Annotated in this window: 13 protein-coding genes; 5 read left to right on the top strand and 8 right to left on the bottom strand. The window is 69.7% G+C overall.

All coding sequences use genetic code 11. From position 1 onward, the window contains the following. Positions 1 to 11 precede the first annotated feature (11 nt). Positions 12 to 1178 carry an HpcH/HpaI aldolase/citrate lyase family protein gene (locus EV567_RS03010; RefSeq protein ID WP_130436980.1) on the bottom strand — a complete coding sequence of 389 codons (1167 nt, stop codon included), beginning with the start codon at positions 1176 to 1178 and terminating at the stop codon, positions 12 to 14. Between the two features lie 169 nt (positions 1179 to 1347). Here EV567_RS03010 and EV567_RS03005 point away from each other — a divergent pair, with 169 nt between their 5' ends. Then, on the top strand, positions 1348 to 2145 hold the full coding sequence (locus EV567_RS03005; RefSeq protein ID WP_130436979.1) for a TerD family protein: 798 nt from the start codon (positions 1348 to 1350) through the stop codon (positions 2143 to 2145). 24 nt (positions 2146 to 2169) lie between these two features. On the opposite strand, the gene EV567_RS03000 is transcribed toward EV567_RS03005, so the two are convergent. From EV567_RS03000 to EV567_RS02975, 6 genes are all read right to left on the bottom strand, one after another. Further along, entirely contained in the window at positions 2170 to 2904 is a 735-nt protein-coding gene (locus EV567_RS03000) for a Tellurium resistance (RefSeq protein WP_130436978.1), read from the bottom strand. Between the two features lie 100 nt (positions 2905 to 3004). After that, positions 3005 to 4147: a DUF475 domain-containing protein gene (locus EV567_RS02995; protein ID WP_130436977.1), complete on the bottom strand. Its 1143-nt coding sequence runs from the start codon at positions 4145 to 4147 to the stop codon at positions 3005 to 3007. Between the two features lie 48 nt (positions 4148 to 4195). After that, positions 4196 to 4771: a TerD family protein gene (locus tag EV567_RS02990; RefSeq protein WP_130436976.1), complete on the bottom strand. Its 576-nt coding sequence runs from the start codon at positions 4769 to 4771 to the stop codon at positions 4196 to 4198. Between the two features lie 120 nt (positions 4772 to 4891). Next, entirely contained in the window at positions 4892 to 5467 is a 576-nt protein-coding gene (locus EV567_RS02985) for a TerD family protein (protein WP_130436975.1), read from the bottom strand. A 114-nt stretch (positions 5468 to 5581) separates the two neighbouring features. Next, positions 5582 to 6040, bottom strand: coding sequence for a peroxiredoxin (locus EV567_RS02980; protein WP_130436974.1), 459 nt, complete (start codon positions 6038 to 6040; stop codon positions 5582 to 5584). A 113-nt stretch (positions 6041 to 6153) separates the two neighbouring features. Beyond that, a complete protein-coding gene (locus EV567_RS02975; protein WP_207228660.1) occupies positions 6154 to 6591 on the bottom strand; it encodes a DUF3052 domain-containing protein in 438 nt (145 codons plus the stop codon). A 397-nt stretch (positions 6592 to 6988) separates the two neighbouring features. Here EV567_RS02975 and aceE point away from each other — a divergent pair, with 397 nt between their 5' ends. After that, a complete protein-coding gene (aceE, locus tag EV567_RS02970) occupies positions 6989 to 9736 on the top strand; it encodes a pyruvate dehydrogenase (acetyl-transferring), homodimeric type (protein ID WP_130436972.1) in 2748 nt (915 codons plus the stop codon). Between the two features lie 76 nt (positions 9737 to 9812). Continuing rightward, positions 9813 to 10550, top strand: coding sequence for a potassium channel family protein (locus EV567_RS02965; RefSeq protein ID WP_130436971.1), 738 nt, complete (start codon positions 9813 to 9815; stop codon positions 10548 to 10550). A 49-nt stretch (positions 10551 to 10599) separates the two neighbouring features. On the opposite strand, the gene EV567_RS02960 is transcribed toward EV567_RS02965, so the two are convergent. Further along, positions 10600 to 12219 (bottom strand): MFS transporter, encoded by a 1620-nt coding sequence (locus EV567_RS02960; protein ID WP_130436970.1) that lies wholly within the window; start codon positions 12217 to 12219, stop codon positions 10600 to 10602. Between the two features lie 66 nt (positions 12220 to 12285). Between EV567_RS02960 and EV567_RS02955 the strand changes: the two genes are divergently transcribed. Together EV567_RS02955 and EV567_RS02950 are read left to right on the top strand one after the other, a co-directional pair. Continuing rightward, positions 12286 to 12912: a TetR family transcriptional regulator gene (locus tag EV567_RS02955; RefSeq protein ID WP_130436969.1), complete on the top strand. Its 627-nt coding sequence runs from the start codon at positions 12286 to 12288 to the stop codon at positions 12910 to 12912. A 92-nt stretch (positions 12913 to 13004) separates the two neighbouring features. Next, positions 13005 to 14222, top strand: coding sequence for an alpha/beta hydrolase (locus tag EV567_RS02950; RefSeq protein ID WP_130436968.1), 1218 nt, complete (start codon positions 13005 to 13007; stop codon positions 14220 to 14222). The last annotated feature ends 35 nt before the right edge of the window (positions 14223 to 14257 follow it).

Raw genomic sequence — 14257 nt, 5'->3', positions numbered from 1 at the left:
TGAGGGGGGGCTCAGCCGGGGATGGTCGCGGCGAGCAGGTCGACGAAGCTGACGTCCTCGTTGGCCACGCCGAAGACCTCGGCCCGGAGCATGGTCCGCTCCGCCCAGGCGCGGTGCGGCTTCACCTCGTTCATCTTGTTCGTGTAAGCCGACCGCAGCACTCCCCCGCCGCCGCGCTCCGGCCGCAGGATGTCCGCCGCGTCGCTGTACTCCTCGTGGCTGACGACGGACAGCGCGTGGACCGCCGGCACGTGCGAGGGGTGGATGCAGGTCTTGCCGAGCAGGCCGTTGGCGTGGTCGAGCGAGATCTCGCGCAGCAGCCCGTCCATCGCGTGCTCGATCAGCTTCTCACGCAGCTCCACGGCCTGTCCCTCCAGGAAGGGGCTGTGCCGCAGCATCGGCTTGAACATGCGCTCGGGCACCCGGAAGTACTCCCACACCGGCCCGGTCACGGTGAATCCCGAACCGTCGGCCCGGCCGAGCATGTTCACCACGTCCGCGATGACGGAGGCGACGATCTGCACGTCGTAGGCGGTCATGTCGGGGGCCCGGCGCAGCCCGTAGGAGGAGCAGAAGTCGGTCACGCCGAGGCGCAGGGCGAGGACCCGGCTGCGGTACTTCTCGACGGCTCGGGCGATGCCCTCCAGGGCCTCCACCCGCGACTCCCGGTACATCAGCTCGGGCGTCTCCAGCACGGGCATGCCGAACAGCCGCCGCCCGCTCGACACCTCCGCGCCGGTCAGCGCCTCCAGGAAGGGGATGCCGCGCTCCTCGGTGAACTTCGGGAACACGAAGCCGCTGAGCAGCCGCGCCTGCGGGCCGAGGCGCCGGACCAGGTCGGGGATCTGCTCGGGTGTGCGGACCCGGATGAACAGCAGCGGCAGTTCGCCCGCGGGGCGGGTGGCGAGCTCGGTGAACTGGCGGACGAGGTTCCGCTCGCCCTCGGCCACGTCCTCGTCGCCGATGGAGTCCTCCAGGCACAGCACCATCGAGACCACGCCGCGTGCGGCCTGCTTGACCACGTCGTCGGCGAGCCGGGGCCGGGTGGCCGGGCTGTAGAGCGTGGCGCCCAGGGCGGCGGAGAGCAGCCGACCCGGCGAGTCGGCGTCGAAGGCGCAGGGCTCCCGGTGGAAGAGACGCTGCCGCACCTCGGCGGCGAGGTGCCCGAAATGACGCATGTATCTCCCCCGTGGAACAAGGTGGCCGGTGGATTTCGGCGATGGGTGGCCGGTAATAGTACGTAGGGTCCGATGTCCGGGGTTCCCGGCGGTCGTGAATTTCAGGTGACGCGGAACCGCCGAGTACCCCGCGTTGTCGTGAGCAGAACCGAAAGGGCAGGATGACCGCATGACGCACGCCATGCTGAAGGGGTCGAACGTCCCGCTGAAGGCCACCACGGTGCGCGCCGTGCTGCGCTGGACGCCCGGGCGGGGGGTACCGGCCGTGGACGCCTCCGCGCTGCTCCTCGGTCCCGACGGCCGTGTGCGCTCCGACGAGGACTTCGTCTTCTACAACCAGCCCCGGCACCCCTCCGGGAAGGTGTGGCGGCTCGGCGCGAAGCGGGTGACCGAGGGCCTCACCGACACGATCCAGACGGATCTCGCCGGTGTCGAGCCCGACGTGGGCCGCATTCTCCTGGTCGCTTCGGCGGACGGCGTCACCTTCGACCACGTACGGTCCCTCAGCATCCTGCTGTACGACGCGGCCAAGGACGGCGATCCGCTGGCCACCTTCGACATCCGTCCGGAGACCGGCGAGGAGACCGCGCTGATCTGCGGGGAGCTGTACCGCCGTGGGGACGGCTGGAAGTTCCGCGCGCTGGGCGAGGGCTACACCGAGGGCCTCAAGGGACTGGCGACCGACTACGGCATCTCGGTGGACGAGTCGGCGGAGCAGCAGGACGACGGGCTGCCCAGGGCGGCTCCGGACCCGACCCCGAGCCTGTCCCAGCCGCTCCCCCCGGAGCAGCCGACGACGACCACCCCGCAGCAGCCCCCCGCCACCTACGGCTACCCGCCGAACCTCCCGACGTACGGCTACGGCTACCCGGACGCCCCTCAGCAGGCGCCGGCCCCGGCGGCGGCCCAGGCCCCGGCTCAGGAGTTCCGGATGCCGCCTCAGGGCCCCCAGTTCATCGGACGGTAGGGCGACTCGCTCAGGGGCGCGCGGTCACTTCTCCGCCTTGGCCTTGTAGCCGCGTCCCCACTGCAGTCCCCACCCGTAGAGCCGGTCCAGTTCCGCCTGGAAGCCGTACACGAAGCGCACCTCGCGCCGCACGACCAGTTCGTCCTTCAGGTTCTCGATCATCACCACCGCGCAGGAGCGGGCCTGGGGGTGCCGTTCGTCGAGGCCGATCTCGATGCGGGGCCCGTTGCTCGGATACAGCGTGACGATCGCGTGGGTGCGGTCGAAGGCCGGCGTCTGGTCGTAGATGTAGACGAACACCAGCAGCCGCTTGATCGCTTCGCGGTGGTCGAGGTTGACGTAGATCGTCTCCCCGGACGCCGAGCCGAACCGGTCGTCCCCGCTGAGCTTCACGTACGGCGGGGCGTTGACGTCCCCGAGGAGCCCGCCCAGCGGCTGGACGACGCCCTTGGTGCCGTCGGTGAGCTCGTACAGGCAGCCGAGGTCGAGGTCGACGTTGACCATGCTCTGGCTGTGTCCCATGACCTCCGGCGGGCGCAGCGCCTTCAAGGGGTGGCGCAGCAGGCTCTCCCGCCCGCCGCCGATGTCGGAGGTGCGCATCCGCCAGGTCAGGTTGATGCGCAGGTTGCCGGTTGCGGCGTCCTGCCGGGTGAGCGAGACCTGGCTGTGCCGTTTGGTCAGCTCGATGGCGTTGGTCGCCGCGCTGCCCGAGTCGAAGTCGGCGGCCCGGCCGGGCCGGAGTCCGTCGAAGAATCCCATTCCCGCCCCCAGGGGATCTGTGGAAGACCGGCGGGGCGGCCGCCGGAGGACTCGTCCTCGACGGCCGCCCCGCACAGAGCGTTCCTCACCGGGAAGGTGATCACACCCCGGACGAGATCTCGCTCTTCTCGTCCGAGCCGGCTCCGCCTTCGGCCGCGGCCAGGGCGCGGTTGCGGCGGACGGAGGACCAGAAGGACCAGGCGATCAGCACGACGCCGACCAGGCCGGTGATGATCTCGGAGATCTGGTACTGGATGGTGACCAGCAGGATGACGGCGAGGGCGCCGATCGCGTAGTGGGCGCCGTGCTCCAGGTACACGTAGTCGTCGAGGGTGCCCTGGCGGACCAGGTAGACGGTGAGCGACCGGACGTACATGGCGCCGATGCCGAGGCCGAGGGCCATCAGGACGATGTCGTTGGTGATGGCGAAGGCGCCGATCACGCCGTCGAAGGAGAACGAGGCGTCCAGGACTTCGAGGTAGAGGAACATGAAGAAGGCGGCCTTGCCCGCGAGGAGCACGGCGGACTGCTTCTTGCCGGTGCGCTTGGCCTCTTCCTCGGCCTCGTGCTCGCGCTCCTCCTCTTCCTCCAGCTTGTCCTCGAAGTAGCTGGAGAGCCCGCCGACGACGAGGTACGTGATGAGGCCGGCGACGCCGGAGAGCAGGACGGTTTCGGCCTTGTCGGCGTGCCCGGCGTGCAGGTGGGCGTTGGTGGCGAAGGTCATCGCGGTGATCAGCAGGACGATCAGGGCGATGCAGACCGACAGCATGTCGACCTTGCCCAGCTTGGCGAGCGGGCGCTCCAGCCAGGCGAGCCACTTGATGTCCCGGTCCTCGAAGATGAAGTCGAGGAAGATCATCAGCAGGAACATGCCGCCGAAGGCGGCGATCGCCGGGTGCGCGTCGGTGACGAGCTCCTGGTAGCGGTCCTTGTCGGTGAGCGCGAGGTCGACGGCCTCGATCGGCCCGAGCTGGGCGCTGATCGCGACGATGACGACGGGAAAGACGAGGCGCATACCGAAGACGGCGATGAGGACGCCGACGGTGAGGAAGATGCGCTGCCAGAAGGCGTTCATCTTCTTCAGGATCCCGGCGTTGACGACTGCGTTGTCGAAGGACAGCGAGATCTCGAGGACGGAAAGGATCGCCACGACTCCGAAGGCGGTCCACCCCCCGTAGAACACCGCCGCGACGAGGCCGAGCGCGGTCACCGCGAACGACCACCCGAAGGTTTTCAGAACCACTGGCTACCCAATCCTTGTGTACGGGGCTCCCCCGCGCCGTACGCGGTTTTACGAAACGTTGACCCCGAAGTCTAGAGCGATGCCCCGCAGCCCTGACGCGTACCCCTGCCCGACCGCTCGGAACTTCCATTCGCCCTGGTAGCGATAGAGCTCGCCGAAGATCATGGCGGTTTCGGTCGAGGCGTCCTCGCTCAGGTCGTAGCGCGCGAGTTCCTGGCCGTCGGCCTGGTTGACGACCCGGATGAAGGCGTTGCTGACCTGCCCGAAGGTCTGGCCGCGCTCGTCGGCCATGTGGATCGAGACCGGGAAGACGATCTTGTCGCACTGGGCAGGCACCTTGGCGAGGTCGACGAGCAGCGACTCGTCGTCGCCGTCGCCCTCACCGGTGAGGTTGTCACCGGTGTGCTCCACGGAGCCGTCGGGGCTGGTCAGCTGGTTGTAGAAGACGAACCACTCGTCGCCCATGACCCGCTGGCCGGCGCACAGCAGTGCGCTGGCGTCGAGGTCGAAGGGTGCTCCGGTGGTGGAGCGCGCGTCCCAGCCGAGGCCGACCATCACCCGCGTGAGGTTAGGCGCGACCTTGGACAGGGAGACGTTGCCTCCTTTGGCGAGCGTGACACCCATGTGCTGATCCTCCCCTGGGGCCTGTCCGGCTGTCAGGGCCGGAGCCCGGTCTTCTTCGGTTGTCCTGCGCGTCCGGCGCCGCCCGTAAACGGTGCGGCGCCGGACAGTGGGCGAGTCGGGTCAGACGTTGACGCCGAAGTCCTGCGCGATGCCGCGCAGGCCCGACGCGTAGCCCTGGCCGATGGCGCGGAACTTCCACTCCGCGCCGTGCCGGTAGAGCTCGCCGAAGACCATCGCGGTCTCCGTCGAGGCGTCCTCGCTCAGGTCGTAGCGGGCGATCTCGGTGCCGCCGGCCTGGTTCACGACGCGGATGAAGGCGTTGCGGACCTGGCCGAAGGACTGCTGGCGGTTCTCGGCGTCGTAGATGGAGACCGGGAAGACGATCTTCTCCACGTCGGCCGGGACGGCCGCGAGGTTGACCTTGATCGCCTCGTCGTCGCCCTCGCCCTCACCGGTGAGGTTGTCGCCGGTGTGCTCGACCGAGCCGTCGGGGCTCTTGAGGTTGTTGAAGAAGACGAAGTTGGCGTCGCTGGCGACCTTGCCCGCGTTGTTCAGCAGCAGCGCGCTCGCGTCCAGGTCGAAGTCGGTGCCGGTCGTGGTGCGCACGTCCCACCCCAGACCGACGATGACCGCGGTCAGGCCCGGGGCCTCCTTGGTCAGCGAAACGTTGCCGCCCTTGCTGAGGCTGACTCCCACGAAGTCCTCCATTGGTGTCAGGGGCCGGGGAGCCCCGTCGTGCGTCGGATATCGGATCAACGAGTCGATCCTAGTGACGGGTTCCCGGACCCCACAGGCTCTGGGGCCGGTCAATCACAGGGTGTCGAGAGCCGAGACGTACTGGCCGAGATCGCGGGCGTCCGGCAGCCCGTTCACGACGGTCCAGCGCACCACGCCCTCCTTGTCGATGACGAAGGTGCCGCGCACCGCGCAGCCCTTGTCCTCGGCGAAGACGCCGTAGGCCCGGGACACCTCGCCGTGCGGCCAGAAGTCGCTGAGCAGCGGGTACTCCAGGCTCTCCTGCTCGGCGAAGACGCGCAGGGTGTGGATGGAGTCGTTGGAGACGGCGAGCACCTGGGTGTCGCGGTCGGCGAAGCGCGGCAGGTTGTCCCGCACCTCGCACAGCTCGCCCGTGCACACACCGGTGAAAGCGAACGGGTAGAAGATCAGGACGACGTTCCGCTCGCCGCGGAAGTCGGACAGGCGCACGGTCCTGCCGTGGTTGTCCTTGAGCTCGAAGTCGGGGGCCTTGTCGCCGACCTGGATCGCCATCGCGGGGACGTCCCTTCGTGGGGCTGTCTGGGTGAGCCCCAGCCTACGCAGCGATCACAGCGGGCCGCCGGACGGGCCGGGCGCGCGCCCGGCCCGTCCGGACCTTCGGTTCGTCACTTCTTGGACTTGGCCGCCTTGGGCGTCACCAGCCGGCTGCCGCTCCAGTCCTTGCCCACGCTGACGCTCTTGCTGGCCGACAGACCCGCCGTCGTCGATGCTTCGGAGATGTCGCTGGGCTCGACGTACCCCGGTCGGCCGGTCTTCGGCGTGAGGAGGAGGATGGAGCCGCCTTCTTCGATGTACGTGGTGGCGTCCACCAGCGCATCCGTCAGGTCGCCGTCCTCGTCGCGGAACCACAGCACCACGGCGTCGGCAACGTCGTCGTAGTCCTCGTCCACCAGGTCGCTGCCGATGACTTCCTCGATGGACTCGCGGAGCTCCTGATCGACGTCGTCGTCGTAGCCGATCTCCTGGACCACCTGCCCGGGCTGGAAACCCAGCCTGACGGCAGGGCTAGTCCGCTCCTCCGCGTGGTCCGCGGTCGCGCTCACGGGTTGCCTCCTGATCATGTTTCGGGAAATAACTCAGCCACGCGCGTGCGCGAAGCATTGGCCGTAGTCCACACGGGCGGGACGGATCGCGCAAGTACCCGGCGGTTCAGACCGCCGAAACGGTGACGATCCTGGCCGTGTCGCCGCAACTTCAGGCACACCACCCGGGCCGATGAGTGACACACACCACACCTGTGTGCCCTGAATGCGCGTTTGAGAACCATCCACGGGTACGAGTTTCGAACAGGTACCGGTTACCTCTGGGTAGAGATGACGTTTGCGGCCCCGAGGTACACGATGGGGGCGGTGCAGGCATTGCAGACCCGGGGCGTGCAGCGCGGGCCGGCGGACACAGCGGCACAGCGGACATTCAGCCCTCCGACAGGTAAGGAACAGCGTGGCTTCCGGATCCGATCGCAACCCGATCATCATTGGCGGCCTCCCGAGTCAGGTTCCTGACTTCGATCCCGAGGAGACCCAGGAGTGGCTCGACTCCCTCGACGCCGCGATCGACGAGCGCGGCCGGGAACGGGCCCGCTATCTGATGCTGCGCCTGATCGAGCGGGCCCGCGAGAAGCGCGTGGCCGTGCCCGAGATGCGCAGCACGGACTACGTGAACACCATCCCCACCAGGGCCGAGCCGTTCTTCCCGGGCAACGAGGAGATCGAGCGGAAGATCCTCAACGCGACCCGCTGGAACGCGGCCGTGATGGTCTCGCGCGCCCAGCGCCCGGGCATCGGCGTGGGCGGCCACATCGCCACGTTCGCCTCCTCCGCGTCGCTGTACGACGTCGGCTTCAACCACTTCTTCCGCGGCAAGGACGAGGGCGACGGCGGCGACCAGGTCTTCTTCCAGGGGCACGCCTCGCCGGGCATCTACGCGCGCGCGTACCTGCTGGACCGGCTCAGCGAGCAGAACCTGGACGCCTTCCGCCAGGAGAAGTCCAAGACGCCGCACGGGCTCTCCTCGTACCCGCACCCCCGGCTGATGCCGGACTTCTGGGAGTTCCCGACCGTGTCGATGGGCCTCGGCCCGATCGGGGCGATCTACCAGGCGCGGATGAACCGCTACATGCACGCGCGCGGGATCGCCGACACCTCCAAGTCGCACGTGTGGGCGTTCCTCGGGGACGGCGAGATGGACGAGCCCGAGTCGCTCGGCCAGCTGTCCATCGCCGCCCGTGAGGGCCTGGACAACCTGACGTTCGTCGTGAACTGCAACCTCCAGCGCCTCGACGGCCCGGTGCGCGGCAACGGCAAGGTCATCCAGGAGCTGGAGTCGGTGTTCCGGGGCGCCGGCTGGAACGTGATCAAGCTGATCTGGGACCGGTCCTGGGACCCGCTGCTCGCGCAGGACCGCGACGGCCTCCTCGTCAACAGGATGAACACCACGCCCGACGGCCAGTTCCAGACGTACGCCACGGAGTCCGGCGCGTACATCCGCGAGCACTTCTTCGGCGACGACCAGCGGCTGCGCGCGATGGTCGAGGGCATGACCGACGACCAGATCCTGCACCTGGGGCGCGGCGGCCACGACCACCGGAAGATCTACGCGGCGTTCAAGGCGGCCGTGGAGCACACCGGCCAGCCGACGGTCATCCTCGCCAAGACGGTCAAGGGCTGGACGCTCGGGCCGAACTTCGAGGGCCGCAACGCCACGCACCAGATGAAGAAGCTGACGGTCGCCGACCTCAAGGGCTTCCGCGACCGGCTGCACCTGCCGATCTCCGACAAGGAGCTGGAGGGCGGGGTCCCGCCGTACTACCACCCGGGGCGCGACTCCGAGGAGCTCCAGTACATGCACGACCGGCGCAAGGGGCTCGGCGGGTACGTCCCGACACGGGTCGTGCGCGCCAAGCCGCTCGCACTGCCGGACGACAAGACGTACGCGACCGTGAAGAAGGGCTCCGGTCAGCAGTCGATCGCCACGACCATGGCGTTCGTCCGGTTGCTGAAGGACCTCATGCGGGACAAGGAACTCGGCAAGCGGTTCGTGCTGATCGCGCCGGACGAGTACCGCACCTTCGGCATGGACTCGTTCTTCCCGAGTGCGAAGATCTACAACCCGCTCGGCCAGCAGTACGAGTCCGTGGACCGCGAGCTGCTGCTCGCGTACAAGGAGTCGCCCACCGGTCAGATGCTGCACGACGGCATCTCCGAGGCCGGCTGCACGGCCTCGCTGATCGCGGCCGGCTCGGCCTACGCCACGCACGGCGAGCCGCTCGTCCCGGTCTACGTCTTCTACTCGATGTTCGGTTTCCAGCGCACCGGCGACCAGTTCTGGCAGATGGCCGACCAGTTGGCGCGCGGTTTCGTCCTGGGCGCGACCGCGGGCCGTACGACCCTGACCGGTGAGGGTCTCCAGCACGCGGACGGCCACTCCCAGCTGCTCGCCTCCACCAACCCGGGCTGTGTGGCGTACGACCCCGCGTTCGGCTTCGAGATCGCGCACATCGTCAAGGACGGTCTGCGCCGGATGTACGGCGAGACCGCGGACGGCAAGCCGGGCGAGGACGTCTTCTACTACCTCACCGTCTACAACGAGCCCATCCAGCACCCCGCCGAGCCGGAGAACGTCGACGTCGAGGGCATCCTCAAGGGCGTCTACCGCTTCAGCGAGGGCGTCTCGGGCTCCGTCCCGGCGCAGATCCTCGCCTCCGGCGTCGCCGTGCCGTGGGCGGTCGAGGCGCAGAAGATCCTCGCCGAGGAGTGGAACGTGAAGGCCGACGTCTGGTCGGCGACCTCCTGGAACGAGCTGCGGCGCGAGGCCGTCGACGTCGAACGGCACAACCTGCTCCACCCCGAGGAGGAGCAGCGCGTTCCCTACGTGACCCGCAAGCTCGCCGGGGCCGAGGGGCCGTTCGTGGCGGTCTCCGACTGGATGCGCTCGGTGCCGGACCAGATCGCGCGCTGGGTGCCGGGGACCTACCAGTCGCTGGGCGCGGACGGCTTCGGCTTCGCGGACACGCGGGGCGCGGCCCGGCGGTACTTCCACATCGACGCGCAGTCGATCGTGCTGGCGGTCCTGACCGAGCTGGCCAAGGAGGGCAAGGTCGACCGTTCGGCGCTGAAGCAGGCCGTCGACCGCTACCAGCTGCTGGACGTCTCGGCGGCGGACCCGGGGGCGGCGGGCGGCGACGCCTGATCCCGAGGGTGCTCAGGGGCGGTGAGGTTCAGCCTCACCGCCCCTTCGCGTTCACCCGTTCCTTACGATGCGGGTCATGCGGGAAGAAACGGCCCAGGCGCGGTGGGAAGAGCGGACGCAGCGGCCTTTGCTGGCGCTCGCCGTGGTGTTCGCCGTGGCGTACGCCCTGCCGATCGTCGACACCTCGGCCGACGCGTCGCTCACCGTCGTGTGCGCGGCGGTCGAGTGGGCGGTGTGGGCGGCCTTCGCCGGGGACTACGCGGTGCGGCTGGCGCTGTCGCGGGACCGCCGGGAGTTCGTCCGCACCCGCTGGCTGGACCTGGCCGCGGTGGTGCTGCCGGTGATACAGCCGCTGAAGCTGCTGCGGCTGGTGTCGACGCTGCTGCTGGTGGGTCAGCGGGCGCGGATGGCCTCGCAGATACAGGTGACGACGTACGTCGCCGGGGCGGTCGTCGGGCTGCTGATGTTCGGGTCGCTGGCGGTGCTGTCGGTGGAGCGGGACGCGCCGGACGGGAACATCCGCACCCTGGGTGACGCCCTGTGGTGGTCCTTCACCACGATGACGACCGTGGGCTACGGGGACCACGCTCCGACCACGGGACTGGGACGGATGATCGCGGTCGGCCTGATGCTGTCCGGGATCGCCCTGCTCGGTGTCGTGACCGCGAACATCGCCGCGTGGTTCATCGAGCGCTTCGAGAAGGACGACGTGGAGGAGCGCCGGCAGACCGAGGCGATCCAGGCCCTGACGGAGGAGGTCAGGGCGCTGCGCACGGAGGTGGCGGCCCTGAGGTCCCGCGCGAACGCCGACTGACCCCGGGCTGAGCCCGGGGTCAGTCGGCGGAGCGCTCGGGGAGCGCCGGTCAGATGTGGCCGACGCCCGCTCCCGCGTCGGCGTTGACCCCGCGCTTGGTCAGCAGCGCGACCAGTACGGCGACCGCGGCCACGCCCGCCGCGACGAGGGACGCCAGACTCATCCCGGAGATGAACGTGTCGTGGGCGACGTCCGCGATCTTGGCGGCGATCGGCGCCGGCGTGCCCGGCGCCACCGGCGGCACACCGACCTGGACCGCCTCGGAGGCCTTGCCGAGCTGCTCGGGCGTCAGGTCCGGCAGCCCGGCCTCCTTCCAGTTGACGGGCAGGTCGCTGTCCACCTTGGAGGCCATCACCGCGCCCAGCACGGCGGTGCCGAGGCTGCCGCCGATCTGCATCGCGGCCTGCTGGAGACCGCCGGCCACGCCGGACAGCTCCAGCGGAGCGTTGCCGACGATGACCTCGGTGGCGCCGACCATGACGGGCGCGAGTCCGAGGCCGAGCAGCGCGAACCAGACGGACATGACACCGCTGCCGGTGTCCGTCTCCAGCGTGGACATGCCGTACATGGCGATCGCGGTGGCCGCCATGCCCCCGGCCAGCGGGATGCGCGGCCCCCACTTGGTGATCATCGCGCCGGCGAGCGGCGAGCCGACGATCATCATGCCGGTGAGCGGCAGCAGGTGAAGGCCCGCGTCGATGGGGCTCATCCCGTGCACGTTCTGGAGGTAGAACGTCACGAAGAACAGACCGCCCATGAAGGCGATCGCCATCAGGACCATGAGGACCACGCCCGCGGACAGCGGGACGGAGCGGAACAGCGCCAGCGGGATCAGCGGCTCCGCCACCCTGGTCTCCCAGTAGGCGAAGAGCGCGAAGCCCGCGAGGGAGGCGAGGACGAACGCCCACGTCTTGCCGTCGCCCCAGCCCCACTCGGGGGCCTTGATCAGCGCCCAGACGAGGCAGAACATCGCTGCCGACAGCAGGGCGATGCCCAGCAGGTCGAAGGAGCGCGGGGCGTTCTCGGCGCGGTGGTCGAGCAGGATGACGACGCCCAGCACCAGGGCGAGGACGCCGACCGGCACGTTGATGAAGAACACCGACTGCCAGTTGACGTGCTCGACGAGGACGCCGCCGAGGATGGGACCGCCGGCCGTGGAGGCGCCGATGACCATGCCCCAGAGGCCGATGGCCATGTTGAGCTTCTCGGCCGGGAAGGTCGCGCGCAGCAGCCCGAGCGCGGCCGGCATCAGCAGCGCGCCGAACAGTCCCTGGAAGACGCGGAAGGTGACGACCAGCGCGATGCTGTCGGACAGGCCGATGGCGCCGGAGGCGGCGGCGAAGCCGACGACGCCTATCAGGAAGGTCTGGCGGTGCCCGAAGCGGTCACCGAGCTTGCCCGCGGTGATCAGGGAGACCGCGAGGGCGAGGAAGTAGGCGTTGGTGATCCACTGCACCTCGGCGAAGGTGGCGCCCAGGTCGCTGGCGATCGCCGGGTTGGCGATGGCGACGATGGTGCCGTCCAGGGCCACCATCATGACGCCCACGGCGACGGTGATGAGCGTGAACCACGGGTGGCCGCGCAGCCCCTTGGCCGGAGGCTGGTCCGACGGGTCCTGGGGCGCCCCGTCCCCCGGTCCCGTCTTGTCGACGGTGGTCTGACTAGTCATACGACGGAGGCTAGTGACAGCCACTGACAATTGACAAACCAATTCACAAGTCGGTAACTGACATCTATGGAAACTCTGCGTGAGCGCAAGAAACAGCGCACCCGGGACGCGCTGCTGCGCGCCGCGCTGGAACTGTTCACCACCCGCGGGTACGAGCGGACCACCGTCGACGAGATCGCCGAGGCGGTCGACGTCTCCCAGCGCACCTTCTTCCGCTACTTCGCCGGCAAGGAGGAGGCGGCCCTCGCGGTCGCCGACATGACCGTGGCGCGCTTCGTCGAGGCGATGCGCGAACGCCCGCCGCACGAGGCGCCCCTGGAGGCCCTGCGCCAGGCCGTCCTGGACAGCTGGAACTCGGTGCACGAGATCGTCGAGCAGGTCGTGCCGGTGGAGCTGTACCTGCGCATGTGCCGGGTGATCGAGTCGACGCCGGTGCTGCTCGCCGCGTATCTGCGACACTCGGTCGAGACCGAGGAGACGATCGCCCGGGTGCTCGCGGACCGTGAGGGGCTGGACGTGGAGGCCGACCCGCGGCCGCGGCTGGCGGTGGCGGCCTTCGGCGGGGTCATGCGGCTCACGGAGCGGCACTGGAGCAGCGGCGAGAACGTGACCCTGGAGGAGATGCGCGCCCTCGCGTCCCGCTACCTCGACCAGCTGGGGCCCGCGCTCATGGGAAGCTGGCGCACGGCCTGAGAGGTCTCATGACCATCGTCACGGTCATCGAAACGTGATACCTGTCACTCAGGCCTCCCGAGACCATCCCGTTCTCCTAGTGTGTCCTTCCAGTGACTTCCTTCGACTCCACTCCCCCGCTCAACATGGGGCGGCTGCTGCTCGCCCTCGCCGTGGTCTTCGTGATGCTGGCGACCACCGGCTGGACCGCCGTACACCACCAGCGGGAGAGCACCGCCCTGCGCGCGTCGCTCACCGCCTGGGAAGAGGGCCACGTCGACGGACGCGCGTTGCCGGACCCGTCAGCGCCCCCCGGCCGGCTCGCCCGGTTCTTCGCCACCCTCAGCGCGGCCCAGCGCACCGCGCTCGCGCATCGCTACCCGCTCGCCGTCGGCAACATGAACGGCGCCCCGGCCGAGCTGCGCTACCGCGCCAACCGCATCGCGCTGCGGGAGCAGGTCCGCGTCGAGCGGGCCCGGATGCACGACGCCCGGCTCTCCCCCGCCGGCCAGCACGAGGCCGGGCGGCGCATGCAGCGCTACGAGTCGATGAGCGACCGCGACCGCAAGATCCTCGCCTTCGACCCGGACGGCGCCGGCCGCGCCGCCGAGGTCTTCGGCGACCTCGACAGCGCCCAGCGGATCTCCGTCGTCGTCCCCGGCGTCGACACCGCGCTGCTCACCTTCCAGCGCACCTACCGCAAGTACTCGGCGCCCGTCGGCATGGCCCAGGCGCTGTACGCGGCCGAGCGGGAGGCGAGCCCGAAGACGCGGACCGCCGTGATCGCCTGGGCCGACTACACCTCCCCGGCCGGCCTCGGCATCGACTCGGCGACCGCGATGCGCGCGGAGTCCGGCGCGATCCGGCTGAACGCCCTGGTGCGCGCCCTGCCCGGCGTCTCGCCCGTCTCGCTGTTCTGCCACAGCTACGGCTCCGTGGTGTGCGGGGTCGCCGCGCACACGCTGCCGGAGCGGGTCAGCGACATCGCGGTGGCCGGCAGCCCCGGCATGCGGGTGGAGAGCGCGGTCCAGCTGCGCACCTCCGCCCGGGTGTGGGCGATGCGGGACGCGGACGACTGGGTGCAGGACGTGCCCTACCTGGAGCTCGGCGGCCTCGGGCACGGCGCGGACCCGGTGTCGTCCGGGTTCGGCGCGCGGGTGCTGTCCGCGCGGGAGGCCGAGGGCCACGCCGGCTACTTCGAGCCCGGCACGGACAGCCTGCGCAACTTCGCCGGCATCGGCGCCGGCGTGTACGACTCGGTGCGCTGCGCCGCGGAGGATGACGCCTGCCGGGAGGATCTGTCCGGCGCAACGACGGCGGGACGCGCGTAGAAGCGCAGAAACAGCGGTGTGCGCGAGGAGGGACG

The organism is Streptomyces sp. BK239, from assembly GCF_004217285.1.
Taxonomy (GTDB): Bacteria; Actinomycetota; Actinomycetes; order Streptomycetales; family Streptomycetaceae; genus Streptomyces.
Note: the sequence above shows the minus strand (reverse complement) of the source record. Positions and strands in the feature narration are given on the sequence as shown.

Coding starts and splice junctions, on each gene's coding strand:
- EV567_RS03010 (WP_130436980.1), bottom strand. CDS start 1,178: ATGCGTCATTTCGGGCACCTCGCCGCCGAGGTGCGGCAGCGTCTCTTC.
- EV567_RS03005 (WP_130436979.1), top strand. CDS start 1,348: ATGACGCACGCCATGCTGAAGGGGTCGAACGTCCCGCTGAAGGCCACC.
- EV567_RS03000 (WP_130436978.1), bottom strand. CDS start 2,904: ATGGGATTCTTCGACGGACTCCGGCCCGGCCGGGCCGCCGACTTCGAC.
- EV567_RS02990 (WP_130436976.1), bottom strand. CDS start 4,771: ATGGGTGTCACGCTCGCCAAAGGAGGCAACGTCTCCCTGTCCAAGGTC.
- EV567_RS02980 (WP_130436974.1), bottom strand. CDS start 6,040: ATGGCGATCCAGGTCGGCGACAAGGCCCCCGACTTCGAGCTCAAGGAC.
- EV567_RS02965 (WP_130436971.1), top strand. CDS start 9,813: ATGCGGGAAGAAACGGCCCAGGCGCGGTGGGAAGAGCGGACGCAGCGG.
- EV567_RS02960 (WP_130436970.1), bottom strand. CDS start 12,219: ATGACTAGTCAGACCACCGTCGACAAGACGGGACCGGGGGACGGGGCG.
- EV567_RS02955 (WP_130436969.1), top strand. CDS start 12,286: ATGGAAACTCTGCGTGAGCGCAAGAAACAGCGCACCCGGGACGCGCTG.